Origin of the sequence: Zavarzinia marina (assembly GCF_021568905.1) — a bacterium.
GTDB classification, from domain to species: Bacteria; Pseudomonadota; Alphaproteobacteria; order Zavarziniales; family Zavarziniaceae; genus Zavarzinia; species Zavarzinia marina.
Window position 1 is genome coordinate 1178545 of the sequence record NZ_JAKGSB010000001.1, and the last position, 22713, is coordinate 1201257.

General features: G+C 68.8%; 20 protein-coding genes. 17 read left to right on the top strand and 3 right to left on the bottom strand.

The window, feature by feature from the left end:
* The first annotated feature begins 43 nt into the window (after nucleotides 1–43).
* The 4 genes from L2U69_RS05690 (at nucleotide 44) to L2U69_RS05705 (ending at nucleotide 3656) form a co-directional block, all read left to right on the top strand.
* Complete coding sequence (locus L2U69_RS05690; RefSeq protein ID WP_236105638.1) at nucleotides 44–1225, top strand: PA0069 family radical SAM protein; 1182 nt, start codon at nucleotides 44–46, stop codon at nucleotides 1223–1225.
* Nucleotides 1226–1287: 62 nt separating this feature from the next.
* Nucleotides 1288–1890, top strand: coding sequence for a ribonuclease HII (locus L2U69_RS05695; RefSeq protein ID WP_236105802.1), 603 nt, complete (start codon nucleotides 1288–1290; stop codon nucleotides 1888–1890).
* 52 nt (nucleotides 1891–1942) lie between these two features.
* Complete coding sequence (locus L2U69_RS05700; RefSeq protein WP_236105647.1) at nucleotides 1943–3088, top strand: site-specific DNA-methyltransferase; 1146 nt, start codon at nucleotides 1943–1945, stop codon at nucleotides 3086–3088.
* 97 nt (nucleotides 3089–3185) lie between these two features.
* Nucleotides 3186–3656 carry a DUF2867 domain-containing protein gene (locus tag L2U69_RS05705; protein WP_236105649.1) on the top strand — a complete coding sequence of 157 codons (471 nt, stop codon included), beginning with the start codon at nucleotides 3186–3188 and terminating at the stop codon, nucleotides 3654–3656.
* Between the two features lie 106 nt (nucleotides 3657–3762).
* Here L2U69_RS05705 and argC read toward each other — a convergent pair whose 3' ends face one another.
* Together argC and mutY are read right to left on the bottom strand one after the other, a co-directional pair.
* Nucleotides 3763–4695 (bottom strand): N-acetyl-gamma-glutamyl-phosphate reductase, encoded by a 933-nt coding sequence (argC, locus tag L2U69_RS05710; RefSeq protein ID WP_236105651.1) that lies wholly within the window; start codon nucleotides 4693–4695, stop codon nucleotides 3763–3765.
* A gap of 44 nt (nucleotides 4696–4739) precedes the next feature.
* Complete coding sequence (gene mutY, locus L2U69_RS05715; RefSeq protein ID WP_236105653.1) at nucleotides 4740–5822, bottom strand: A/G-specific adenine glycosylase; 1083 nt, start codon at nucleotides 5820–5822, stop codon at nucleotides 4740–4742.
* A 22-nt stretch (nucleotides 5823–5844) separates the two neighbouring features.
* Here mutY and L2U69_RS05720 point away from each other — a divergent pair, with 22 nt between their 5' ends.
* The 13 genes from L2U69_RS05720 to L2U69_RS05780 all read left to right on the top strand — a co-directional run bounded on the left by L2U69_RS05720 (nucleotide 5845) and on the right by L2U69_RS05780 (nucleotide 21573).
* Complete coding sequence (locus tag L2U69_RS05720; RefSeq protein ID WP_236105655.1) at nucleotides 5845–6363, top strand: DUF721 domain-containing protein; 519 nt, start codon at nucleotides 5845–5847, stop codon at nucleotides 6361–6363.
* 73 nt (nucleotides 6364–6436) lie between these two features.
* Entirely contained in the window at nucleotides 6437–7126 is a 690-nt protein-coding gene (locus L2U69_RS05725; protein ID WP_236105657.1) for a DsbA family protein, read from the top strand.
* A 150-nt stretch (nucleotides 7127–7276) separates the two neighbouring features.
* The gene (gene smc, locus L2U69_RS05730) at nucleotides 7277–10738 is read left to right on the top strand and encodes a chromosome segregation protein SMC (protein WP_236105659.1); all 3462 of its coding nucleotides are present in this window, start codon (nucleotides 7277–7279) and stop codon (nucleotides 10736–10738) included.
* A 275-nt stretch (nucleotides 10739–11013) separates the two neighbouring features.
* The gene (locus L2U69_RS05735; protein WP_236105661.1) at nucleotides 11014–11352 is read left to right on the top strand and encodes an AtpZ/AtpI family protein; all 339 of its coding nucleotides are present in this window, start codon (nucleotides 11014–11016) and stop codon (nucleotides 11350–11352) included.
* A gap of 17 nt (nucleotides 11353–11369) precedes the next feature.
* Complete coding sequence (locus L2U69_RS05740) at nucleotides 11370–12113, top strand: F0F1 ATP synthase subunit A (protein WP_236105667.1); 744 nt, start codon at nucleotides 11370–11372, stop codon at nucleotides 12111–12113.
* Between the two features lie 43 nt (nucleotides 12114–12156).
* Nucleotides 12157–12381, top strand: coding sequence for a F0F1 ATP synthase subunit C (locus tag L2U69_RS05745; RefSeq protein ID WP_236105669.1), 225 nt, complete (start codon nucleotides 12157–12159; stop codon nucleotides 12379–12381).
* 33 nt (nucleotides 12382–12414) lie between these two features.
* Entirely contained in the window at nucleotides 12415–12990 is a 576-nt protein-coding gene (locus L2U69_RS05750; RefSeq protein WP_236105671.1) for a F0F1 ATP synthase subunit B family protein, read from the top strand.
* A gap of 12 nt (nucleotides 12991–13002) precedes the next feature.
* Nucleotides 13003–13494 (top strand): F0F1 ATP synthase subunit B family protein, encoded by a 492-nt coding sequence (locus tag L2U69_RS05755; RefSeq protein ID WP_236105673.1) that lies wholly within the window; start codon nucleotides 13003–13005, stop codon nucleotides 13492–13494.
* 205 nt (nucleotides 13495–13699) lie between these two features.
* Complete coding sequence (locus tag L2U69_RS05760; RefSeq protein WP_236105676.1) at nucleotides 13700–16477, top strand: hypothetical protein; 2778 nt, start codon at nucleotides 13700–13702, stop codon at nucleotides 16475–16477.
* A gap of 303 nt (nucleotides 16478–16780) precedes the next feature.
* A complete protein-coding gene (locus L2U69_RS05765) occupies nucleotides 16781–17959 on the top strand; it encodes a GGDEF domain-containing protein (protein ID WP_236105678.1) in 1179 nt (392 codons plus the stop codon).
* 88 nt (nucleotides 17960–18047) lie between these two features.
* Nucleotides 18048–18695, top strand: coding sequence for a GAF domain-containing protein (locus L2U69_RS05770; RefSeq protein ID WP_236105681.1), 648 nt, complete (start codon nucleotides 18048–18050; stop codon nucleotides 18693–18695).
* 12 nt (nucleotides 18696–18707) lie between these two features.
* On the top strand, nucleotides 18708–19475 hold the full coding sequence (locus tag L2U69_RS05775; RefSeq protein ID WP_236105684.1) for a S8 family serine peptidase: 768 nt from the start codon (nucleotides 18708–18710) through the stop codon (nucleotides 19473–19475).
* Nucleotides 19462–21573: an ATP-binding cassette domain-containing protein gene (locus tag L2U69_RS05780; RefSeq protein WP_236105686.1), complete on the top strand. Its 2112-nt coding sequence runs from the start codon at nucleotides 19462–19464 to the stop codon at nucleotides 21571–21573. The genes L2U69_RS05775 and L2U69_RS05780 overlap by 14 nt, the downstream gene beginning before the upstream one ends.
* A 109-nt stretch (nucleotides 21574–21682) precedes the next feature.
* On the opposite strand, the gene L2U69_RS05785 is transcribed toward L2U69_RS05780, so the two are convergent.
* Nucleotides 21683–22603 (bottom strand): tetratricopeptide repeat protein, encoded by a 921-nt coding sequence (locus L2U69_RS05785; RefSeq protein WP_236105688.1) that lies wholly within the window; start codon nucleotides 22601–22603, stop codon nucleotides 21683–21685.
* Between the last annotated feature and the right edge of the window lie 110 nt (nucleotides 22604–22713).

The following is a 22713-nucleotide window of genomic DNA, read 5'->3' on the forward strand; positions in this document are numbered from 1 at the left end:
GAATCATGTTCTCTTTTTGTTCCAACCATGCCATGATAGCTGCATGGAGAAGACCCCGCGATCGCCGAAACCCGTAACGCCACGCCGCGTCTTCGTGCCCGGCGAAGCGACGGAGGCTGGCATCGGCCGAAAGGACGGCTCCTCGGTCGCCGATGCCGGGGCCAGGGCCGGGCGCGGCGTGCTCTCCAACACGGGCGGGCGCTTCGAGCGCAGCGCCCTCACCGCCCTGGACGACGGCTGGGGCAGCCTGGACGAGCCGGCCCCCCGGATCGCGACCACGGTCACCACCGACAAGGCGAAGACGGTGATCGCCCGGAACGACAGCCCGGATATTTCCTTCGACCGCTCCATCAACGCCTATCGCGGCTGCGAGCACGGCTGCACCTATTGCTACGCCCGCCCGACCCACGCCTATATGGGCCTCTCCCCCGGCCTCGATTTCGAAACGAGGCTGTTCGCCAAGCCCGACGCCGCCGCCGTCCTCGAAAAGGAGCTGGGCGCCCGGGGCTATCGCTGCGCGCCGATCGCGCTTGGCACCAATACCGATCCCTATCAGCCGATCGAGAAGAAGCTGGCCATCACCCGCGCCATCCTCGAGGTGCTCGATCGCTGGAACCACCCGGTCACCATCGTCACGAAGTCCGCCCTGATCACCCGCGACGCTGATATCCTTGGGCGCATGGCGGCGCGCAATCTGGCCAAGGTGGCGATCTCGGTCACCACCCTCGACCGCCGTCTCGCCCGGCGGATGGAGCCCCGCGCCGCGACCCCCGAAAGGCGGCTGGAAGCGATCCGCGTCATGGCCCAGGCGGGCATTCCGACCGGCATCATGACCGCCCCCATCATCCCCGGCCTGACCGATCACGAGACCGAGGCGATCCTGGAGGCCGGGGCCGCCGCCGGTGCCCGGATCGCCGCCTATGTCCTCCTCCGCCTGCCGATGGAGGTGCGCGACCTGTTCCAGGAATGGCTGGCCGCCGCCCTGCCGGAAAGGGCCCCCCGGGTGATGGCCCTGGTGCGCGACATTCGCGGCGGCAAGCTGAATTCGGCCGAATTCGGCCTGCGCCAGCGCGGCCAGGGCCCCTATGCCGATCTGATCGCCAAGCGTTTCCGCCTCGCCTGCGCCCGTCTCGGCCTCGATACGACGCGCAGCAACGCCCTCGACACCACGCGCTTTCGCCCGCCGCTGGCCTCGGGCGGGCAGATGGCGCTGTTCGGCGATTGACCGCGCGGCATGGCGGCGCCATAAGCGCCGCCATGCCGCCCCGGACCGCCAGACCGAAAATCCTGCCCGACCTCTCGCGCGAAGCCGCCATCGGCGGGATCGTCTGCGGCGTCGATGAGGCGGGTCGCGGGCCCTGGGCCGGGCCTGTTTCCGCCGCCGCCGTGATCTGGCCGGCGGGGGTCACGGTGCCAGCCGGCATCACCGATTCCAAGAAACTCACGCCCGAGGCGCGGGAGCGGCTTTACGACGCCATCCTCGCCGCCGCCCCTGTCGGGATCGGCCTTGCCTCGGTCGAGGAGATCGACCGGCTGAACATCCTGCGCGCCACCATGCTCGCCATGAGGCGGGCGGTGGAGGCGCTGAGCCCGGCGCCGGCCCATGCCCTGGTCGATGGCAACCGATCGCCCGCGCTTCCCTGCGCGGTCACGACCCTCGTGAAGGGCGATGCCCTGTCGCTCTCCATCGCGGCGGCGTCGATCATCGCCAAGGTGCACCGCGACCGCATCATGGTCGCGGCCGAGGCGGAATTTCCGGGCTATGGCTTCGCCCGTCACAAGGGTTATGGCACGGCCGAACATTCGGAGGCCCTACAACGGCTTGGGCCCACGAGTTTCCACCGCACATCATTTAGTCCCATCAAAGCCTTGATTCAAAACGACTATTGACGTGATTCCCCGCCCGAATCAGGATGCCCGAAAGGTGATTCGGGGATTGGGCATGTCAAAGCAGATCAAGGACGCATTGCCGCTGGACCAGGTTCTGGTGGGCGATTGCATCGAGTTGATGCGGGGTCTTCCCGACAAGTCGGTGGACCTGGTGTTCGCCGATCCGCCCTATAACCTGATGCTGGACCGCGGCACCCGCGCAGGCCAGTTGCGCCGCCCCAACCAGTCTGTGGTCGACGGCGTCGACGACGCCTGGGACCGTTTCGCCGACGGCGGCAGCATCGCCGAATCCTATGCCGAATACGACCGCTTCACCCGCGCCTGGCTGACCGAGGCACGGCGCGTCCTGAAGGATACGGGCGCGATCTGGGTCATCGGCTCCTATCACAACATCTTCCGGGTCGGCACCGCGCTTCAGGACATCGGCTTCTGGATGCTGAACGACGTGGTGTGGCGGAAGACCAATCCCATGCCGAATTTTCGCGGCCGGCGTTTCACCAATGCCCATGAGACCCTGATCTGGGCGGCGCGGAACGAGGCGCAGAAGACCTATACCTTCAATTACGACGCCTTGAAGACCCTGAACGACGATCTCCAGATGCGCTCCGACTGGCTGCTGCCGATCTGCGCGGGGGGCGAGCGCCTGAAGGGCGACGATGGCGCCAAGGCCCATCCGACCCAGAAGCCGGAAGCCCTGCTCTATCGCGTCCTCGTCGGCTGCTCCCATCCGGGCGACGTGGTGCTGGATCCCTTCTTCGGCACCGGCACCACGGGCGCGGTCGCCAAGCGCCTGGGCCGGCGCTTCATCGGGCTGGAGCGTGAAGAGAAATATGCCGCCGTCGCCCGCGACCGGATCGGCGCCATCGAATCAGGCGACGACACCCCCCTCGCCGTCACCCGGTCGAAGCGCGAGGAACCGCGCATTCCCTTCGGCCAGGTGGTGGAACGCGGCCTGATCCGCCCCGGCACCCAATTGTTCGACCAGCGCCGGCGCTGGGTCGCGCGGGTGCGCGCGGACGGCAGCCTCGTGGTGAACGACGCCACCGGCTCCATCCACCGCGTCGGCGCCCATGTCCAGGGCGCGCCGGCCTGCAACGGCTGGACCTTCTGGCATTTCGAGCATCAGGGCAATCTGGTGCCGATCGACTTCTACCGCAGCCGCCTGCGCGCCGAATTGAACACCGGCACGGCCCACTGACGCGGGGACAGCCTGTCGCTGCGTCATTTTGCGAGCTTCACGGCCGGCGGGCGCGCCCGTTCAATCACCCCGATCCTTCTTCGATCGGGAGCCCGCCATGCACATCGAGCACGTGGTCCCGGAAACGGCGCTGGCGGCCCTGCTGCCCGGCGCCTCCTATGCCGACGCGTATCGGGCGGTATCGGAACTGCACAGTCTGGACGCGCCCTCGGCGGCGAAGCGCATCATGGGCCGGTCGCCGGCCTGGGTGCGCGCCCTGATGGCGATCCGCAACGCCATCGTCGTGCCGCTGGGCTTGCGCGCCGGGCATGACGGCACGGGGCCTCATGTCGGCATGTTCCCCGTCTTGAGCGAGAGCGCGAGCCGGGTCGTCCTCGGCCTCGACGACCGGCACCTCGATTTCCGGGTGGCGGTCGACGTCGTGCCGGCACCGGGCCTGCGCCGCCGCATCACGGTCACCACCCTGGTCCGCCCCCACAACCGCTGGGGCCGGATCTATCTCCGCCTGATCCTGCCCTTTCACAAGCTGATCGTCGCCGCCATGCTGGCGCAGGCGGATCGGCGCTGAACGCCCGAAATACAAGCGTCGTCCCGGCGAAGGCCGGGACCTTCCCCGGGACAGGGCACCTTCTCGTCGCGAGATCCCGGCCTTCGCCGGGATGACGGCTCTATATTTAAAGCCCCAGCATGATGCGGAGGTTCTGGACGGCGGCGCCGGAGGCGCCCTTGCCGAGATTGTCGAGGCGGGCGACCAGCAGGGCCTGACCCCTGTTCTCATTGCCGAAGACACGGAGTTCCAGCTTGTCGGTGTCGTTCAGGGCTTCCGGCTCGATCTTGCCGCCGAGCCCTTCCGTGGTTTCGACCGAGACCAGTTCGCTGCCCTCGTAGCGCCTGGCCAGCAGGGCTTCGAGATCCTTCGGCTTCTGTTCGCCCGACAGGAGATCGAGGTGCAGGGCCACGGTCACCAGCATGCCCTGGCGGAAATCGCCGACCGAGGGCACGAAGACCGGGCGCCGGGTCAGGCCCGAATACATCTTGATCTCGGGAATGTGCTTGTGCTCGAGACCGAGGCCATAGAGTTCGAACCTGGGTGCCGTGCCGGCCTCGTAATTCTCGATCATGGCCCGCCCGCCGCCCGAATAGCCGGAGACGGCATGGACAGCGACCGGATAATCGGCCGGCAGCACGCCCGCCTCGATCAGCGGCTTCAGCAGCGCGATGGCGCCGGTCGGATAGCAGCCGGGGTTGGAGACATATTGCGCATTCGCGATCGCCTCGCGCTGGCCCCTGGCCATTTCGGCGAAACCATAGGCCCAGCCCGGCGCCACCCGATGCGCGGTCGAGGCATCGAGGACGCGGGGCGCGGCGTCGCCCAGTTCGGCGGCGAGCGCGACGGATTCCCGCGCCGCATCGTCATGCAGGCAGAGCACGATGGCATCGACTTCCGCCATCAGATCCTTCTTGGCGGCGGGGTCCTTGCGCTTCTCGGGATCGATCGAACGGACCTCGATACCGGGGACGTCGCGCAGGCGATCACGGATGCCGAGGCCGGTGGTGCCCGCCTCGCCGTCGATGAAGACCGTCGCAATACCGCCTGATTTGGTCACCGTTCCGCTCCATGCCGCTCGAATGAAAGCCGTGTCTTATAGCGTCAGACCACGCCCGCCGCACGCAACACTTTCATGAAGACGGTGGGCAGGCCGGCCTGGTCGAGATGGGCCGGGCGATGCCATTCGCCCGCTGCCGCGAAATCCGCGACGCGCGCCACCTCCACCGACAGGATCAGGTGGAAATGGGTGAAAGTATGTTCGACCGCGACGTTGAGGCGCCGCCAGTCGCCCGCGAAGGGCGGCGGCGCCAAGGGAGCAGCCCCTTCCGCCCATTCGCCGCCCGGCACTTCCATCATGCCGCCCAGAAGCCCCTTGGCCGGGCGCCGGCGCAGGAGGACGGCGCCGTCCCGCTCCCGGATCGCGACATGGACCGTGCCGTGGCGCGTCGGCCTTGCCGCCTTCGGTGCCTTCACCGGGTAGCGCGTGGCGTCGCCGGCGGCCGCCCCCTCGCAGAAACGCGCGACCGGGCAGCGGCTGCAGGCCGGCGTCTTCGGCTGGCAGATGCCGGCGCCGAGATCCATCAGGGCCTGCGCGAAATCCCCCGGCCGGTCCGCCGGGACCAGGGCCTGGGTCAGGCGGCGGATCGCGGGCTTGGCGCCGGGCAGCGGATCGGCCAGGCGGTGCACCCGCGTCATCACCCGCTCGACATTGCCGTCGACCGCCGCCACGGGCCGGCCGAAGGCGATCGCGGCGATGGCGCCGGCGGTATAGTCGCCGATGCCCGGCAGGCGGGCGAGACCTGCCGCCGTATCGGGAAAACGCCCGCCCATGACCGCAACTTCGCGGGCGCAGGCATGGAGATTGCGGGCGCGGGCGTAGTAGCCGAGCCCGGCCCATTCCGCGAGCACCGATTCGAGGGGGGCGGCAGCCAGCGCCTTCACCGTCGGGAATTTCGCCAGAAAGCGGGGAAAGCGGTCGAGCACGGTCGCCACCGTGGTCTGCTGGAGCATGATCTCCGACAGCCAGACCCGATAGGGATCCGGCACCTCCCCCGGTTCGGCGCGCCACGGCAGGCGGCGCCGCGCCTCGTCGTACCAGGCGAGCAGGGCTTTCGCGAAGCCCGCCTTCGACCGGGAGACGGGCGGCGGCAGGTCAAGGGCGAATTCGGAATCGACGGCGGCCATGGCGTGATTAGAGTGTGCCCCCATGGCACGATCAACAAAGACCTTCGAGCCCTCGCCCGAACGGCGCTACCGGACCGAGCCGGCGGCGGCGCGCCTCGCCGTGCTGCTGAAGGCGGCCATCGGCAAGCGCGGCTTCGCGGCGGCGGAGATCGTCACCCATTGGCCCCTGATCGTCGGCGAGCGGCTGGCGGGCTTCACCCTGCCCGAACGCCTGAAGGCGGACCGGGGCGGCATGCTGGGCGGTATCCTGGAAGTGCGGGTCGACGGCCCCCTGGCCCTCGAGGTCCAGCATCTGGAGCCCCAGATCATCGACAAGGTGAATGCCTATTGCGGCTTTCGCGCCGTCAACCGGCTGAAACTGCTGCGCGGCCATGTGCCGGCGCCCAAGGCGCCCCGCCGGCCCCTGCCCGACCTGCCCGCGGCGGAGAAGGCGGTGATCGACCGCGAGGTCGCCACAATCGAGGATCAGGATCTGCGGCGGGCCCTGGCGGACCTCGCCCGGGCGATGCGGGCGCGGGCCGCCGCCGACGGCGAGCCCTGAGACGGGCGGGCGCCGAGTCGAAATCGAATCATCCATCTTTACGACCCCCAACATCTTGTGGTGAGATTGCCCCATGAATACGAGACGTATGATCTTGACCGGTATTGCTGGCGTTGCCGCCGTCGGCGGACTCGCCTATTGGCAGCTCGGGGGAGATGGTGGCCAGCCCGCGAAAACCGCCGCGCCCGACGGCCAGACAGGGGCTAGCGGGACGTCTGCGCCGGCCCCGAAGGCGGACGAGATTCCGGGCACCTTCGCCCTGGGCGATCCCGATGCGCCGATCACGGTCTACGAGCTCGCCTCCATGACCTGCCCGCATTGCGCGCATTTCACGCTGACCACCTTCCCTGAGGTGAAGACGCGCTTCATCGAGACCGGCAAGATCCGATTCGTCTTCCTGGATTTCCCGCTGGATCAGGTGGCGTTGCAGGCGTCGATGCTGGTGCGCTGCGCCGGCGCCGACAAGGCGGAGGCCCTGGTCGAGATGCTGTTCCGTACCCAGGGGAGTTGGGCCCGGTCGCCGCAGCCGGTCGCCGCCGTCAAACAGTCCCTGAAGCTGGCCGGCCTTGGCGATGCGCGGGCCGATGCCTGCCTCGCGGACGACGCCCTGAAGAATGCCGTGGCCCAGACCCGTTTCGATGCCGAGAAGCGCTGGTCGATCAGTTCGACACCCAGTTTCGTCATCGGCGACAAGGTTCAGTCCGGCGCCATGACGATCGAGGAATTCACCGATTTCCTGAAGGCCAACGGCCTTCCGGATTGAAGCCGGATTTATTCCGGAGAAAGGTCCCGGCCTTCGCCGGGACGACGAGCGTGGGGATAGCTTCAACGGGGCCATTGAGGCCCCGCGAAGCTTTAGCGAAGCGAGCCTAGCGCGCGGATGCGCGCGCCCGGCGACTGAGGGCAACGTAAAATGGTCCAGTTCACGAAATTGCGGCTTTCGGGCTTCAAGTCCTTCGTCGACCCGACCGAGATGGTGATCCAGCCGGGCATGACCGGCATCGTCGGCCCCAACGGCTGCGGCAAGTCCAACCTTCTGGAGGCGCTGCGCTGGGTGATGGGCGAGACCTCGGCGCGGCTGATCCGTGGTTCCGAGATGGACGACGTCATCTTCGCCGGCACGGCGAAGCGCCCGGCGCGCAATCTGGCCGAAGTGTCGCTGGTCCTCGACAATTCGTCGCGACGCGCCCCCGTCGCCTTCAACGATCATGTGGAACTGGAGATTTCGCGCCGCATCGAGCGCGAGGCGGGTTCCGCCTATCGCATCAACGGCAAGGATGTCCGGGCCCGCGACGTCCAGCTCCTGTTCGCCGATGCCTCGGTCGGCTCGCGCTCCCCCGCCCTGGTCGGCCAGGGCCGGATCGGCGCCATCATCAATTCGAAGCCGCGCGACCGGCGCCAGATCCTGGAAGAGGCCGCCGGCATCTCGGGCCTGCATTCGCGCCGCCACGAGGCGGAACTGCGCCTGAAGGCGGCGGAGAACAATCTGGTCCGGGTCGACGACGTGGTCGGCCAGTTGAGCAATCAGGCGAATGCCCTGAAGCGCCAGGCGCGCCAGGCGACCCGCTACCGCAACGTCCAGGCCCAGATCCGCAAGGGCGAGGCCGTGGTGCTGCACCTGAAGTGGCAGGAAGACTCGGCGGCGCTGGAAGCGGCCAAGGCGGAACTGGCGGCGGCGCAGAACGCGGTCCGCGTGGCGACCGAGCAGTCGGCCCATGCCGTCAATGTCGAGAACCGCGCGGCGGAGGCGATCCCGCCGCTTCGCGAGGAAGAGAGCCGCACGGCCCAGGCCCTGCACAAACTGGTGGTCGAGCGCGACACGCTGGCGCTGGAAGAGCGCCGCGCCCGCGAAGCCCTGTCGCGCCTGATGCAGGCGATCGAGACCGTGGAACGCGACCGCCAGCGCGAGGAAGCCCTGCAATCCGACGCCGGCGCCGCCCTGGAACGGCTGGCGGAGGAACAGGCGATCCTCGAAGAGGCGGAAGAGAATTCGCCGGATGATGCCGAGGCGGCGGAAGCCCAGGTCGCCGAGGCCGGCGACCGGCTGCAGGAACGCGAAGCGGCGCTGGATGCCGCCAATCGCGACCTCGCCGCCATCGAGGCCAAGCGCCAGAGCCTGGAACGCGAGATCCGCGAGGTCGACGCCCGCCTCGCCCGTCTCGCCCAGACCCGCCAGCAGCTCGACGCCGACCAGCGGCGCCTGGACGAGGAACGCGCCCGCGCCACCGACCTCGAGGACCTGATCGCCCGTCTCGAAGCCGCCCAGGCCCAGGTCGAGGCGGCCGAGGAGGCGGTTGCCGAAGCGGAATCCGCCAGGGCCCAGAGCCTCGCCGACGAATCGGAAGCACGCGAGGCGCTGCGCCTCGCGGAAAAGGAAGCGGCCCGCGTGGCGGCCGAGGAAAAGGCCCTGGCCGGCCTGCTGGCCGCCGGTGCCGGCGGCGAATGGCCGCCCATGGTCGATTCCCTGACGGTCGAGAAGGGTTACGAGCCGGCGCTGGGCGCGGCGCTTGGCGACGACCTGTCGATGCCGCTGGACCCGGATGCCCCGGTCCATTGGGCCACCCTGCCCGATTACGACGCCGCCCAGCCGCTGCCGGCCGGTGTGGAACCCCTGTCGTCGCGGGTGCAGGGCCCGCCGGCGCTGGCCCGCCGTCTCGCCCAGATCGGCATCGTCGCCCGCGACCGGGGGGCGGCGCTGCATGCCGGCCTGCTGCCCGGCCAGGTGCTGGTCTCGCCCGAGGGCGATCTGTGGCGCTGGGACGGGTTCACCGCCGCCGCCGAGGCGCCGACCGCCGCCGCCATCCGCCTCGAACAGCGCAACCGCCTGATCGAGCTGACGGCCGAGCGCGAAGCCCTGGACGAACACGCGGGCGGCGCCCGCGCCGAATATGAAGCCGCGCGCCAGGCCGCCCAGACCGCCCAGGCGGTGGAGATCGAAGCCAGGCGCAAGGCCCGCGAGGCCGGCGAACAGGTGAACCGCCTGCGCGAGGAGGAAGCCCGCGCCAGCCGCGAGGCGGTGGCGCGCGAGACCCGCGCCCAGGCGCTGGCCGAATCCGTCGCGCGGATGGAGGAGGAGACCGCCGCCGTCGCCGACAGCCGCGAAGCCCTGCTCGCGACCCAGGCCGACCTGCCGCCGCGCGGCGATCTGGATCAGAATCGCGCGCGCCTGCAGTCGGACGTCGAAATGTTGCGCCAGGCGCTGTCCCAGGCCCGCGCCGCGCGCGACGGCCTGAAGCGCGAGGTCGAGGCGCGGCGCCGCCGGCTCGGCGACGTCAAGGCCGAACTCGCGGCCTGGACCAAGCGCGCCGCCTCGGCCGAGGCGCAGATGCGCCAATTGCACGAGCGCCGCGCCATCGCCGAGGAAGAGCGCGAGGAACTGGCGGGCAAGCCGGACGAATTGCGCGAGGCGGCGGAAGCCCTTGCCGATCGCATCGAGGATGCCGAACGCCGCCGCCGCAAGGCCGCCGATTCGCTCGCCGCCGCCGAACAGGCGCTGGCCGAATCGCGCCGGGCGGCGCGGACGGCCGAAAGCGACGCGGGGGCCCTGCGCGAGGCCCGGGTGCGCGCCGAGGCGGGCGTCGAACAGGCGCAGGCCCGCATGGCCGAACTGGCCGACCGCGTGCTGGAGGAACTGGACTGCGCGCCGGATGAAATCCTGGCGGCGGCGGAAGTCGATCCGGAAGAGGCCCTGCCCGCGCTGGCCGATCTGGAACATCGCCTCGATCGCCTGCGCCGGGAGCGGGACGGTATCGGCCCCGTCAACCTGCGCGCCGATCAGGAATGCGAGGAGATCGAGGGCCAGATCGCCGCCATGACCGCCGAGCGCGAGGATCTGGTGGCCGCCATCGGCAAGCTGCGCGCCTCCATCGGCTCCCTGAACCGGGAAGGCCGGGAACGTCTGCTGGCCGCCTTCGAACAGGTGAACCAGCAGTTCGGCGTGCTGTTCACCCGCCTGTTCGGCGGCGGCCGCGCCCATCTGGCCCTGGTCGAGAGCGACGATCCGCTGGATGCCGGTCTCGAAATCTACGCCTCGCCGCCGGGCAAGAAATTGCAGGTCCTCTCCCTGCTGTCGGGCGGGGAACAGACCCTGACCGCGCTGTCGCTGATCTTCGCCGTGTTCATGGTCAACCCCTCGCCCATCTGCGTGCTCGACGAGGCCGACGCGCCGCTCGACGACGCCAATGTGGTGCGCTTCTGCGACCTCGTCGAAGAGGTCGCGCGGGAGACCGGGACCCGCTTCCTGGTGGTCACCCACCACGGGCTGACCATGCAGCGCATGCACCGGCTGTTCGGCGTCACCATGTCGGAGCCGGGCATCAGCACCCTGGTCTCGGTCGACCTCACCCGGGCACCGGAATTGCTGGCGGCGGAGTGATTTCGCCGCCATTGGAACGACTTAGCCGTGGCGCTATGCCGCAGTGCGGCGCGATTCTGTCCCCCGCGCTCCGTCACCCCCGACTTTTTGCTGATATTTCAAAGGCTTGATTACGCCCTTTTGGACCTTGACTAGGATGCATGGGGCACTTACCTTGCGCCCGCCTTGGCTGGGGGTCGGGGCGTTGGGTCCCACGTGGCCAAGGAGTGACGGTGCGCGCTTCCGGTACTGCAACTGCGAACTGGAAATGCACGCGCCAACAGGTACTCTAGGCCATGGCTGACGATCCGCTTCCGTCCCTCGCCGATCTCGACCGGCGCCTGAAGGAGGCGCGCAAGACCGTTCCGGCCGAGCCGGAGCGGGACGCGCTTCCCAGGTCGTCGAATGCCCTCGGGTCGGCCATGCGTCTCGGCGTCGAATTCGTTTCCGGATTCGTCGTCGGCGGGTTGATCGGTTGGGCCTTGGACCGTTGGTTCGGGTCGAGACCCTGGTTGATGATCGTGTTCTTCCTCCTGGGCGCCGCCGCCGGGATGTTGAACCTGATCCGAGCCGCTCGCCGCCTTCAGGCGGAGGCGGAGGCCAGAGAAGAGCAAGATTCGTCAACGCGCGGCTGAGAGTTCGAGGTTCCGACATGGCCGCAGGCGGCGAAGCGCATGGTCCTCTCCACCAGTTCGAGATCACTCGTCTCATTCCGATCGAAGTCGGCGGGGTCGACCTTTCCTTCACCAATTCCGCCCTGTGGATGGTGATCATCGTCGCCGTCTCGACGCTGTTCTTCCTTGCCGCGACTTCCAAGGCGTCGCTGGTGCCGGGCCGGCTGCAGTCGGTCGCCGAAATCTCCTACGAGTTCGTCGCGAACCTGCTGAAGGACAATACCGGCACCCAGGGGATGAAGTATTTCCCCTTCGTCTTCACCATCTTCATCTTCGTGCTGGGCGCCAACATGCTCGGCATGGTGCCCTATTCCTTCACCGTGACCAGCCACCTGGCGGTGACCGCGACCATGTCGCTGGTGATCATCATCGGCATCACGGTGATCGGCCTGATCAAGCATGGTTTCGGCTTCTTCCACGTGTTCCTGCCGTCGGGCGTGCCCATGTGGCTGGCGCCGCTGCTGATCGTGATCGAGGTGATCTCCTACCTCACCCGCCCGGTCAGCCTGTCGGTTCGTCTCTTCGCCAACATGATGGCGGGCCACACCACGCTGAAGGTCTTCGCCGGCTTCGTCGTCGCCCTCGGCCTCGCCGGTGTCGTGCCCCTGTTCTTCGTCGTGGCGCTGACGGCTCTCGAGATCCTGATCGCCTTCCTGCAGGCCTATATCTTCACGATCCTGACCTGCATCTACCTGAACGACGCTTTCCACCCCCATCACTGATATCCTTAGAGCGCAGTGCTCATAACTTAGAAGGAATGGTTCCATGGAAGTCGATGCTGCCAAGATGATCGGCGCCGGCCTTGCCACCCTCGGCCTCGGCGGCGTGGGTATCGGTCTCGGCAATCTGTTCTCGAACTTCGTTGCCGGTGCGCTGCGCAACCCGTCGGCCGCCCCGAAGGTGTTCCCGAACCTGCTGCTCGGCGCCGCGCTGACCGAAGCGCTGGGCATCTTCTCGCTGCTGATCGGCCTGCTCGTCCTGTTCGGCTGATCCCGGCCCTCTAGACCGGGATTGGAGACGATCATGCGGCAGTATATTTTGGGGGCCATCCTCGCGCTCGGCGCCGTCACCCCGGCGTTCGCGTCCGAGGGTGGCGAGAAGGCGGGGCTGCCCCAGCTCCGCTTCGAGGACTTCCCGCCGCAGATCTTCTGGCTTGCCGTCACCTTCATCCTGCTCCTCGTGCTTCTCTCCACCCTGGTGGTGCCGAAGCTCCAGGGCACGATCGAGGGACGCATGGCCAAGCTCGACGGCGACCTGGCCGAGGCCGGCCGCCTGAAGGACGAAGCGGCGGCCGCGATCGCGGCCTATAACCAGGCCCTGGCCGAGGCGCGCGCGCGCGCCAATGCCATCGCCGCCGAAGCGAAGGCAAAGATCGAGGCCGAGGCCGCCGCCCGCAAGGCGGAACTCGAAGCCAAGCTCGCCGCCGAAGCCAAGGACGCCGAGGCGCGCATCGCCGCGACCAAGGACGCCGCCCTCGCCGAAGTGCGCGGCATCGCCCTGGACGCCGCGCAGGCCATCACCGCCAAGGTCGCCGGCCTCGAGGTCGACGAAGCATCCGCCGCCGCCGCGGTCGATGCCGCGCTCGCCCGCAACGGTTAAGGAGAGGACGTCATGGAAATCCTGTCCAATCCCGAGACCTGGGTCGCGGTCGCCTTCGTCATCTTCGTCGGCATCGTGGTCTGGATGAAGGTGCCGAACGCCATGGGCAAGGCGCTGGACGAACGGGCGGCCAAGATCAAGGCCGACCTCGACGCCGCCGCCAAGCTGAAGGCCGAGGCCGAGGCCGCGCTCGCGAAATACCGCGAGGCGACCAAGAACGCCGACAAGGAAGCCGAAGCCATCGTGGTCGAAGCCAAGGCCGTGGCCGAGGCGCTGGCCGCCAAGGCGGAAGCCGATCTGGCCGCCGCCCTCGCCCACAAGGTCGAGGCGGGCAAGGCCAAGATCGCCCAGGCCGAAGCCAATGCGGTCGCCGAAGTCCGCAAGGTCGCGGCCGAAGCCGCCGTCGCCGCCGCCCGCGAGATCATCGCGACCCGGCTCGACGGTGCCGCCAAGGACCGCATCATCGGCGAGACCATTTCGAGCGTCGCGACCCGTCTGAACTGACGGCGCGAAGGATCTGCACGATCGAACCCCGGCGGGCCACCGCCGGGGTTTTTCCTTGTGCCCTTCTTCCGCCATCGGCACAGGCGATCGCACATACGGCAATTCGTGAAATGGGAACTTTAATCACCATTATGAATGTATTAAGGGCTCGGCGGTCATAACCCTCGAAGGGCTGTCCCAGGGACGCGACGTCGGGGGAAACGACATGATCAAATTGCGGGGTATTCTCTCCACCACCGCACTGGCCGGCGGCCTTGCCGCGGCGGTGCCGGCGCTGGCGCAGGAGGCCTATCCGGTCTCCGGCGATCAATTCGGCCATGGCGCCAAGGCGGTGGCCGAGGCGAATTTCCAGGCCAGCCTGTTCGGCGGCGGCGATTCCGACGGCGGCACCTATGGCGGCGCCCCCAGCTTCACCATGCCTCTCGGCGACAGCCTGGGCCTGCAGGTGGACGGCATCGCCGGCTATGCCGCCGATGAATACAGCTTCTTCGGCGGCGCCGCGCAATTGTTCTACCGCGACCCCTCGTCCATGGCGATCGGCGTCATGGGCGGCGCCTATGCCTTCGAGGGCAATGCCCAATACGCCGTCTCGGCCTTCACGGAATTCTACCTCGACCGCGTCACCCTCGAAGCCGCGGCCGGCTACCAGGACGGCGACGTGATCGGCGGCGCCGCCTATGGCCGCGTCGGCGCCGCGCTCTATGCGACCGCGAACCTGCGCATCGGCGCCGGCCTCACCTACAACGAGGTGACGGAATTCGGCGGCGATCTCCAGGTCGAGGCGCTGCTGCCCTCGGCACCGGGCCTCGCGCTCTTCGCGCTCGCCACCTACGACGAGGACGGCGCGGCCGGTTACGGCGGCCTGCGCTTCTACTTCAACGGCGCCGACAGCCTGGTGGGGTCCGACCGGTCCAAGCAGGCGGGCGGCCTCGCGCTGATCGACATCCACCGCAATTTCTCGCGTCCGAACATGTTCCTGGCGGATCCGGTGGGCTTCGGCATTCGCCAGATCTCGCGCGCGGCCAGCGCCGCGGCCGGCGGCGACCCCTTCGGCGACGTCGAACCCGAGGACGGCGGCGGCACCTGCGCCGTCGATGCCGATCCCGCCACCCCCGGCTGCCAGACCGAGGCGCCGGTGGATCCGGGCCTGATCGACATCGTCAACGATGTCGTCGCCAATCTCGGCGACGACAGCGCGATCCAGCCGATCACCGACCTGATCAATGCCCTGACCGATCCGGACGGCGGCGCGCTCGACGCGATCACCGGCGCCCTCAACGACCTGACCCAGATCGAGGGCGGCCCGCTCGGCCCGCTGACGGAACTGGTCGATGCCCTGGTCGGGACCGAGAACGGCGCCCTTGCGCCGCTGGTCGACACACTGAACGGCATCCTCGGCGGCTTCGCGGCCGGCGCCGACCCGACCGACATCGCGGGCGGCCTCTCCAGCCTGCCGGGCGCCGGTCTGCTGACCGGCCTGTTCGACGGGGCCAGCCTGCCGGGCGGCACCGACGGCGGCCTGATCGACGTCGTCAACGGCCTGCTGTCCGACCTGGGCGACGATTCGGCGGTTCAGCCCCTGACCGACCTGCTGAATGCCCTGACCAACCCGACCGAAGGCGATCTCTCGGCCCTGACCGGGGCCCTGAACGAGCTGACCGCGGTCGACGGCGGCCCCCTCGGCCCGCTGACGGAACTGGTGGGCAGTCTGGCCGGCACCGACAATGCCGCCCTGAACCCGCTGATCGAGACCCTGAACGGCATCCTCGGCGGCTTCGCCGCCGGCGCCGATCCGACCGACATCGCGGGCGGCCTCTCCAGCCTGCCGGGCGCCGACATGCTGGCCGGCCTGTTCGGCGGCGAATCCCTGCCGGGCGGTTCCAACATCGGCCTGATCACCCTGGTCAACGACCTGCTCGGCGATCTCGGCGACGACAGCGCGGTCGAGCCCCTGACCGATCTGCTGAACGCCCTGACCAACCCGACCGAGGGCGATCTCTCGGCCCTGACCGGCGCCCTGAACGACCTGACCGCGATCGACGGCGGCCCGCTGGCGCCGCTGACGGAACTGGTGGGCAGCCTGGCCGGCACCGACAATGCCGCCCTGAACCCGCTGATCGACACGCTGAACGGCATCCTCGGCGGCTTTGCCGCGGGCGCCGATCCGACCGACATCGCGGGCGGCCTCTCCAGCCTGTCCTCCCTGTCGGATCTCGCGGATCTGCTGGGCGGCGGCAGTTTCGCCGCGACCGCCGGCGACGGCCTGATCGACGTCGTCAACGGCGTGCTGGCCAATCTCGGCGACGACAGCGCCATCGAACCGCTGACCGACCTGCTGAACGCCCTGACCAACGGCAACGACGGCGCGCTCAGCCCCGTCACCTCGGCCCTGAACGAGTTGACGGCACTGGACGGCGGTGCCCTTGCCCCCGTGACCGAACTGGTCGCGGGCCTGGTGGCGACCGACCAGGAAGGGCTGGAGCCGCTGATCGACACGCTGAACGGCATTCTCGGCGGCCTTGCTTCGGGCGCCGGCACCGATGCCATCTCGGGCGGCCTTTCCAGCCTGCCGGGTGCCGACACGCTGACCGGCCTTCTGGGCGGCACGCTGTCGGGCGGCAGCGCGACGGCGGGCCTGATCGACGTCGTCAACGGCGTGCTCGGCGGTCTCGGCGACAATTCGGCGATCGCGCCGCTGACCGACCTGCTCACCACCCTGACCTCGACCGATCCGGATGCCGCCCTCGGCGCCCTGACCGGGCCGCTGAACGACCTGACGGCGATCGACGGCGGCGCCCTCGGCCCGCTGACCGAACTGGTCGACGGTCTCGTCGGTGCCGACAACGGCGCCCTGGATCCGCTGGTGGAAACCCTGAATACGATCCTCGGCGGTCTCGGCGCCGGCGCGGATACGGGGGATGTGGCGGATACGGTCGCCAGTCTGCCGATCATCGGTTCGCTGGCCGGCCTTCTCGGCCTCTGATCGCGGCGCCGGCACCAGTCAAGCCGCCGGCCTTCGGGCCGGCGGCTTTTCCTTGCCGGCCCGAAGGCCGGAAAAATGGGTTAACGCGCCCGCGGCGACCCATGTTGCTGTTTAAATGCATTCCACCTTGGGGTTATATGTTCCCGTTCCGATGCTTCCGGGTACGGGTCCTGGGCCGTACCCCGAAGCCCTCCCCCCACAACTGACGCGGACAGAATGTCCCGCGAGCCGGTTCGTTTTCGAGACCGCGGCCACGGATGGCCGGCGGAGGGATTCGTATCGGCCTCGTCGACCCCCATCAGAATGACGGCGACCCTGATTCTCACGTTTCTCAACCCGGTGCTCGCGCTGCTCGTCGGACTGGGCCTGTTCCTGCTGCGGCAGACGAATGCCGCGGTCCGCCCCTATGTGCGCTGGTTCCCGAAGTCGGCCTTCGCCTTCGCCGGGGGCATATCGGCGCAACTGATCCTGCCTTACGGCAGTTTCGCCGCCTCCTTCCTGTCGGCCGTGCTGATCCTGTGCAGCGTGATCTTCCTCTGCATCGGCGTTCTCGAACGGTTCGGCAAATCCGTCGATCCCGCCTTCGGCGGCGCCGTCGTGGCGGCGCCCCTGGTCACCATCCTCTATTTCGCCCTGGAGCCGGCGACGGCGGGGCTGCGGACCGTGATTCTCAACCTGACGGCCGCCGGCATGATCTTCGTGACGGCCTTTCGCCTCTACCGCTCCGGTGTCCGCTACCTCGTCGACAGGATTTTGATCCGCGTCCTGGCGATCAACGCCGTCCTGTTCCTGATGCTCGCCGCCTGCCCCGACTGCATCGATCGCCGATGGCTGGGGGCGGGCACGGCGATCGAGCCGCCGCTCTGGGGCCTCGTGCAGCTGGCGAGCTTCCTCGGACTTCTGGCGCTGACCCTGACCGTAACGGCCTGCATCGCCCATGATTTCGTCGCCGCCGCCCATCGCGACGGCCAGCACGATCCCCTTTCCGGCCTGCTGAACCGCCGCGGCCTCGAAACCCACGCGCGCCTGGACCGCGCGGGCGCCTTCGCCCTGATCTATCTCGACATCGATTACTTCAAGCAGATCAACGACGTCGCCGGCCATGCCGCCGGCGACCTCGTGCTGCGCGACGTCGGCCGGATGCTGGACGCCATGGTCGACCCGCCCCATCTGGCGGCCCGCATCGGCGGCGAGGAATTCGTCATCCTTCTGGCCCGGGCCAGCGAATACGAAGCCTGCCTGTTCGCCGAACACCTGCGCCGCACCATCATGCGCCACCGTTTCGCCAGCCTGCCGCCGCAACACGAGGTGACCGCCAGTTTCGGCGTCGCGATCCGCCGTGGCGACGAATCGCTGCTCGACCTGATGGACCGCGCCGACCGCGCGCTCTATGCCGCGAAACAGGCGGGGCGCAACCGGCTGCGCGTCTTCCACACGGACCGTCACCCGGCGGACGAGGCCGATCGCGTGCTTTCGGGGTGAAACCCTTCACAGCCACGGAACCGGCTTTGTCGCAGACTGCGATTCTTGCTGCTACACTCGCGCCCGCTCTGGGAGGGGGAAATACCGGATGGCCATGGATCGTTCGCTGCTCAGCCATTATCTCGGCATCGCACCGTCGTCTCGGGAAGAAGGCGTGCTCCGCCTTCTGCTGGAGACGGCGATCCGCACCGTCGATGCGGCCGAGGGTTCGGTTCTCGCTTATGACCGCGACGCCAACGACCTGCGCTTCGTCATGATCGCCAACGGTCCGGGCAGCCTGATCGGCCAGCGCGTGCCGATCGGCGCCGGCCTGACCGGCCTCGCCGCCCTGACCCACGAGGTCCAGATCGGCGCTCCCACCTTCAAGACCGTCGACGACGCCAACAATGCGACCGGCGTCGAGGGCGAGCCGAGCGCGGTGATCGCCGCCCCCATGGTCTCGGGCGACCAGTTGATCGGCGTCCTGACCGCCGTCCGCTTCAAGGCCGGCCACCGCTTCACCACCGACGACGGCCGCGCCTACGGCAATTTCGCCACCGTCGCCGCCCTGATGCTGGATCAGCACAACCGTCTGCGCGAGCTGGCCGGCGGCGCCGACGAACTGACCACCGCCGGCGGCTATGGACCGGAGGAAGCGCGCATCCTGAATGCGCTGGCCACCGTCGCCCGGACGCGGCCGGACCGCCTGCCGCGCCTGGCGCAATTGTTCGAGCAAATGGCCGACATCGCCGTCTGAGCGGACGTCGCAATGTCGGACCTATGGCTCAAACAGGCGGCGGAAACGCCCTTCGACGCGATCGCGACCGGGCCGCTCGAGGATGTCGATGTCGCCGTGATCGATTCGGGCGTCGACGCCACCCACCCGGATCTCGCGGGCCGCGTCGTCTCGCAATGGACGGTCGAGGAGGCGGAGGGCCGCCTGACCGCGATCGAACTCGAGACCGGCACCAACAACGACACGTTCGGCCATGGCACCGCTGTCGCCGGCATCATCGCGCGGATCGCGCCCAATGCCCGCATCCACGACATCCGCGTGCTCGACGCGCGCAACCGGGGCGATCCCACCGCCTCCCTGGTCGCCTTCCGCCATGTGCTGTCGAAGCGCCATCGCCTGATCAACATGAGCCTGGCGATCCCCGCCTCCCAGCGAGAGCCGCTCTACAAACTCTGCGAAAGCGCCTATCAGCGGAACCAGATCGTGGTCGCCGCCAAACGCAACGTGCCGGTGACCGACGAGGGCCTGCCCGCCGAATTCTCCAGCGTCATCTCGATCGACAATCACGCGGTTCCCGAAATGGGCCTGCGCTTCATCGACCAGGGACTGATCGAATTCGCCACGCTGGGCAACGAGCTGACCGTGCCGGCGCCCGGCGGCGGCTATACGGTGAAGACCGGCACCAGTTTCGCCACGCCGACGGTGACGGGCATGTGCTGCCTGTTCCTCGGCCGCTGGCCGGCGCTTCGCCAGTTCGAACTGAAGACCATCCTGAAGGCCCGTGCCCATGTCGCCCTCTGACGTCCCGCCGCCGGGCAAGAAGATGCCGCCACCGGATCAGCCTTCCACGGCCGAACCGCCCCTCGCCAAGTCCGGCGCCGAGATGCCGATGGACGGCGCGCCCAAGGGCGTGCCCCTGCCGCCCATCGCCGGCGGCGTGAAGGGCGAGATGCCGCCGGCCGGCGCCGTGAAGGGCGGCGCGCCCATCGGCGGCCCGCCCATGGGCGCCAAGAAGGGACCGGGCGGGGGCTTCCCCGGCCTGCCCTTCCCGCCCGAGCCGATGAGCATGAAGAAGCTGATCCGCTGGGCGGTGCTGCTGGTCAAATCGGCGCCCCTGCCGTTCCTGGCCGCCGTCGGGCTGGCCGCCGTGTTCAACGCGCTGACCCCCTACAGCCAGCAGGTGCTGGTCAATCTGACATCGGCGCTGGAGGGCAAGGGCGCGGGCGATCCGCAATGGCTGGCCGTGCTCTATGCCGTGCTCGCCGTCGTCGTGATCCTGCTCTCCATGGGCAATCGGGTGGTCACCACCTGGGCCAACGAGAAGATGCTGGTCGCGCTGCGCGGCCTGTTGCACGACCGGATGCTGTTGCTGGGCCCGATGTTCCACACGAGGGTTTCGGGGCCGCAGTTGGTCCAGATCATCAACAACTTCTCGGCCGGCGCGCAGTTCACCCTGAGCGAGATCCTGGCCTATCCCCTGACCAGGGGCGCCGGCCTGATCACCGCCGCCATCTTCCTCGCCGACAATCTCGCCGCCTTCGAGAATATCCCGGCCGCCATGCGCTGGGTCCTGCTGGGGCTGATCGTGATCATCCCGCTGATCGGCTGGAAACTGTCGGGCGTGGTCAGCCGGGCCTTCGAACTGGTCCGGGCCGAGGAAGCGGCCTTCGCCGACGAATTGGGCAATTCGACCGCCCAACCCCTCGAAGTGCAGTTGATGCGCGCCCATGCCCAGCGCTCGCGCACCATCGCCGCGCGCCTGAAATCGGTGATGAAGGCCAAGCTCCAGGCGACCATGCGGCGCGAGGTGGTGCAGCAGTTCCAGGGCTCGATGTCGACGATCCTGACCACCGTGCTGCTGATCTATGCCGCCTTCTCCTTCGACGAGAATACGCCGGTGGGCGCCCTCCTTGGCCTGCTCCTGATGGTGCCCTTGGTGGTCGGGCCGATCCAGGAACTGGTCTCCTTCTTCACCGGCCTGCAGGTCAATTGGCCGATGATCCGGCCCGTCGGCGAGATCATCGATGCCGAACCCGAGATCAAGGACGCCAAGACCGCCCGCGATCACGCCATGACCGAGGCGACGGCGGAACTCGAAAACGTCGTCTTCGGCTATCCCCCGGCCAAGAGCCCGATCATCCTGAACGGCGTCTCCCACCGGTTCCGGCCCCATGCCATCACGGCGATCGTCGGCGGCTCGGGTTCCGGCAAATCGTCGGTCATGCGGCTCCTGGTCCGGCTCTATGACCCGCAGCAGGGTGCCGTGAAGATCGCCGGCAAGCCGGTCAGCGACTACACGCTGGAATCGCTCCGCCGGCAGGTCGTCACGCTCTCGCAGTTCCCGCTGATGCTGTCGGGCACGCTGCGGCAGAATTTCGAACTGGTGAAAGCGGATGTCACCGACGGCGAGATCGAGGCGGTGTTGCGCCGGGTCGGCGTCTGGGATGCCCTGGCGAACATCAGGCCCGAAGGCCCGATGGAGATCGTCGTGACCCAGGCGGCCGGCACCGGCACGCTGTCGGGCGGTCAGCGCCGTCTGGTGGCCCTGGCACGCGCCCTGATCCTGGCGCCCCGTCTCCTTCTCCTCGACGAGCCGTCGACCGGTGTCGATGTCGAATCGACCTCGCGCCTCGTCTCGGTGCTGCGCGAATTGGCGCGGGAAGTGACGGTGGTGATGGTGGAGCACGACGTCGATTTCGTAACCGCCGTCGCCGACGAAGTGGTCTGCATCGAAGGCGGCAAATTCGTGACCACGGGGGCACCTCGCGCCCTCATCGCGGCGGGCGACAATCTCTTCGCCCGCTTCGTCACCGCAAGGCGCCGCGCCACCTCGACCGATCACCTGGAAATCGAACGCGTGCCCCTGCCCGCCGTGGCCGCCGGCAAGAAGAAGGGCTGACCGTCACTCGTCGTCCCGGCGAAGGCCGGGACCTTCCCCAGGCAAAGGCGCACTCTCGTCGAGAGACCCCGGCCTTCTGCCTTGGTGACGCGTTGAAAGGCGGGGAGAATCAGCCCTTGGCGGCGGCGCGGGCGTGGTCGCGCCAGCGGGCCGCTTCGGCGGCCAGATTGGCGGCGACGGCGTCGTTGCCCATGGCGCGTTCGGCCTGTTCGAGATCGCCGAGGGCGGTCAGGAAATCCTCCACCAGGCCGATGTTGCGGGTCTCGTTGACGAGGTCGCGCATGGCCTCGACCGAGGTCATGAGATGGGGGTGGGCTTCGAGCGGTCGGCCGGCGGCGATATAGGCGCGGCCGAGCCGGTTGCAGGCCGCCGCCCTGGTGTTGAACAGCATGGGCGGCAGGCGCCCCTCCGTCTCCTCGGCGAAGGCGTGCAGTTCGTCGATGCAGGTGGTCAATTCCTCGATCGCCGCCTCGTGGTCCTCCAGCGCGATCAGGAGGCGGCCGAGCGCGTTGCGGGCCGAGGCCAGGCCCGGGCGCTGGTCCGGCAGATCACTGCGCCCCAGAAGCCCGGCGCGACGCGCCACCGCCTCCGCCTGGGCATCGCGGGCCCCTTCGCGCCGGCCCAGCATTTCGAGGGAGGCGGCGCGGGCCTGCGCCAGATCCGCCAGCAGGGGCGCCCCCAGGCCGCGCCCGTCGCCCCTTGTCGCGGTGGCGACGGCGGCAGACTGGATGGCGCGGGCGATCGCCGCCTCGTGATCGCCGAGGGTCTGGAGCACGCGGACCGACAGCAGGCCCAGGATCGCCTTCTCGATGCCGAAGCCGGAGAGCGCCGGGATCGCCCATACGGTATCGAGAAATGCCGCCGCGTCCCGCCCCATGGCGCGGCTCATATAGGCGTCCACCAGCCGGCGCGCACCGTCGAGCAGGCGGGCGACGACGGCGTCGTCCGGCGCCCCCGCCATCTGGGCGACGGCTTCGTCGACCATGGCCTTCAGGGGTTCGAACTCGGGAACGGCGGCGTGGCTGGACATCTCTACCTCTTCAAGGGGCGCGCATTACGGTCTTGGCCCTGAACGTCTGAGGCTTCAATATGCCGTCGCCGCGCACGAAGGCCAAGTAAGCTAGGGCCTATCAAGGAAAC

Bases quoted from the DNA above. Each gene is read 5' to 3' on its own strand.
- L2U69_RS05780 (WP_236105686.1), top strand. From the start codon at position 19,462: ATGTCGCCCTCTGACGTCCCGCCGCCGGGCAAGAAGATGCCGCCACCG.
- L2U69_RS05750 (WP_236105671.1), top strand. From the start codon at position 12,415: ATGCGGCAGTATATTTTGGGGGCCATCCTCGCGCTCGGCGCCGTCACC.
- L2U69_RS05740 (WP_236105667.1), top strand. From the start codon at position 11,370: ATGGCCGCAGGCGGCGAAGCGCATGGTCCTCTCCACCAGTTCGAGATC.
- L2U69_RS05760 (WP_236105676.1), top strand. From the start codon at position 13,700: ATGATCAAATTGCGGGGTATTCTCTCCACCACCGCACTGGCCGGCGGC.
- L2U69_RS05770 (WP_236105681.1), top strand. From the start codon at position 18,048: ATGGCCATGGATCGTTCGCTGCTCAGCCATTATCTCGGCATCGCACCG.
- L2U69_RS05705 (WP_236105649.1), top strand. From the start codon at position 3,186: ATGCACATCGAGCACGTGGTCCCGGAAACGGCGCTGGCGGCCCTGCTG.
- L2U69_RS05775 (WP_236105684.1), top strand. From the start codon at position 18,708: ATGTCGGACCTATGGCTCAAACAGGCGGCGGAAACGCCCTTCGACGCG.
- L2U69_RS05720 (WP_236105655.1), top strand. From the start codon at position 5,845: ATGGCACGATCAACAAAGACCTTCGAGCCCTCGCCCGAACGGCGCTAC.
- L2U69_RS05725 (WP_236105657.1), top strand. From the start codon at position 6,437: ATGAATACGAGACGTATGATCTTGACCGGTATTGCTGGCGTTGCCGCC.
- mutY (WP_236105653.1), bottom strand. From the start codon at position 5,822: ATGGCCGCCGTCGATTCCGAATTCGCCCTTGACCTGCCGCCGCCCGTC.
- L2U69_RS05700 (WP_236105647.1), top strand. From the start codon at position 1,943: ATGTCAAAGCAGATCAAGGACGCATTGCCGCTGGACCAGGTTCTGGTG.
- L2U69_RS05785 (WP_236105688.1), bottom strand. From the start codon at position 22,603: ATGTCCAGCCACGCCGCCGTTCCCGAGTTCGAACCCCTGAAGGCCATG.
- smc (WP_236105659.1), top strand. From the start codon at position 7,277: ATGGTCCAGTTCACGAAATTGCGGCTTTCGGGCTTCAAGTCCTTCGTC.
- L2U69_RS05765 (WP_236105678.1), top strand. From the start codon at position 16,781: ATGACGGCGACCCTGATTCTCACGTTTCTCAACCCGGTGCTCGCGCTG.
- L2U69_RS05755 (WP_236105673.1), top strand. From the start codon at position 13,003: ATGGAAATCCTGTCCAATCCCGAGACCTGGGTCGCGGTCGCCTTCGTC.
- L2U69_RS05735 (WP_236105661.1), top strand. From the start codon at position 11,014: ATGGCTGACGATCCGCTTCCGTCCCTCGCCGATCTCGACCGGCGCCTG.
- L2U69_RS05745 (WP_236105669.1), top strand. From the start codon at position 12,157: ATGGAAGTCGATGCTGCCAAGATGATCGGCGCCGGCCTTGCCACCCTC.
- L2U69_RS05690 (WP_236105638.1), top strand. From the start codon at position 44: ATGGAGAAGACCCCGCGATCGCCGAAACCCGTAACGCCACGCCGCGTC.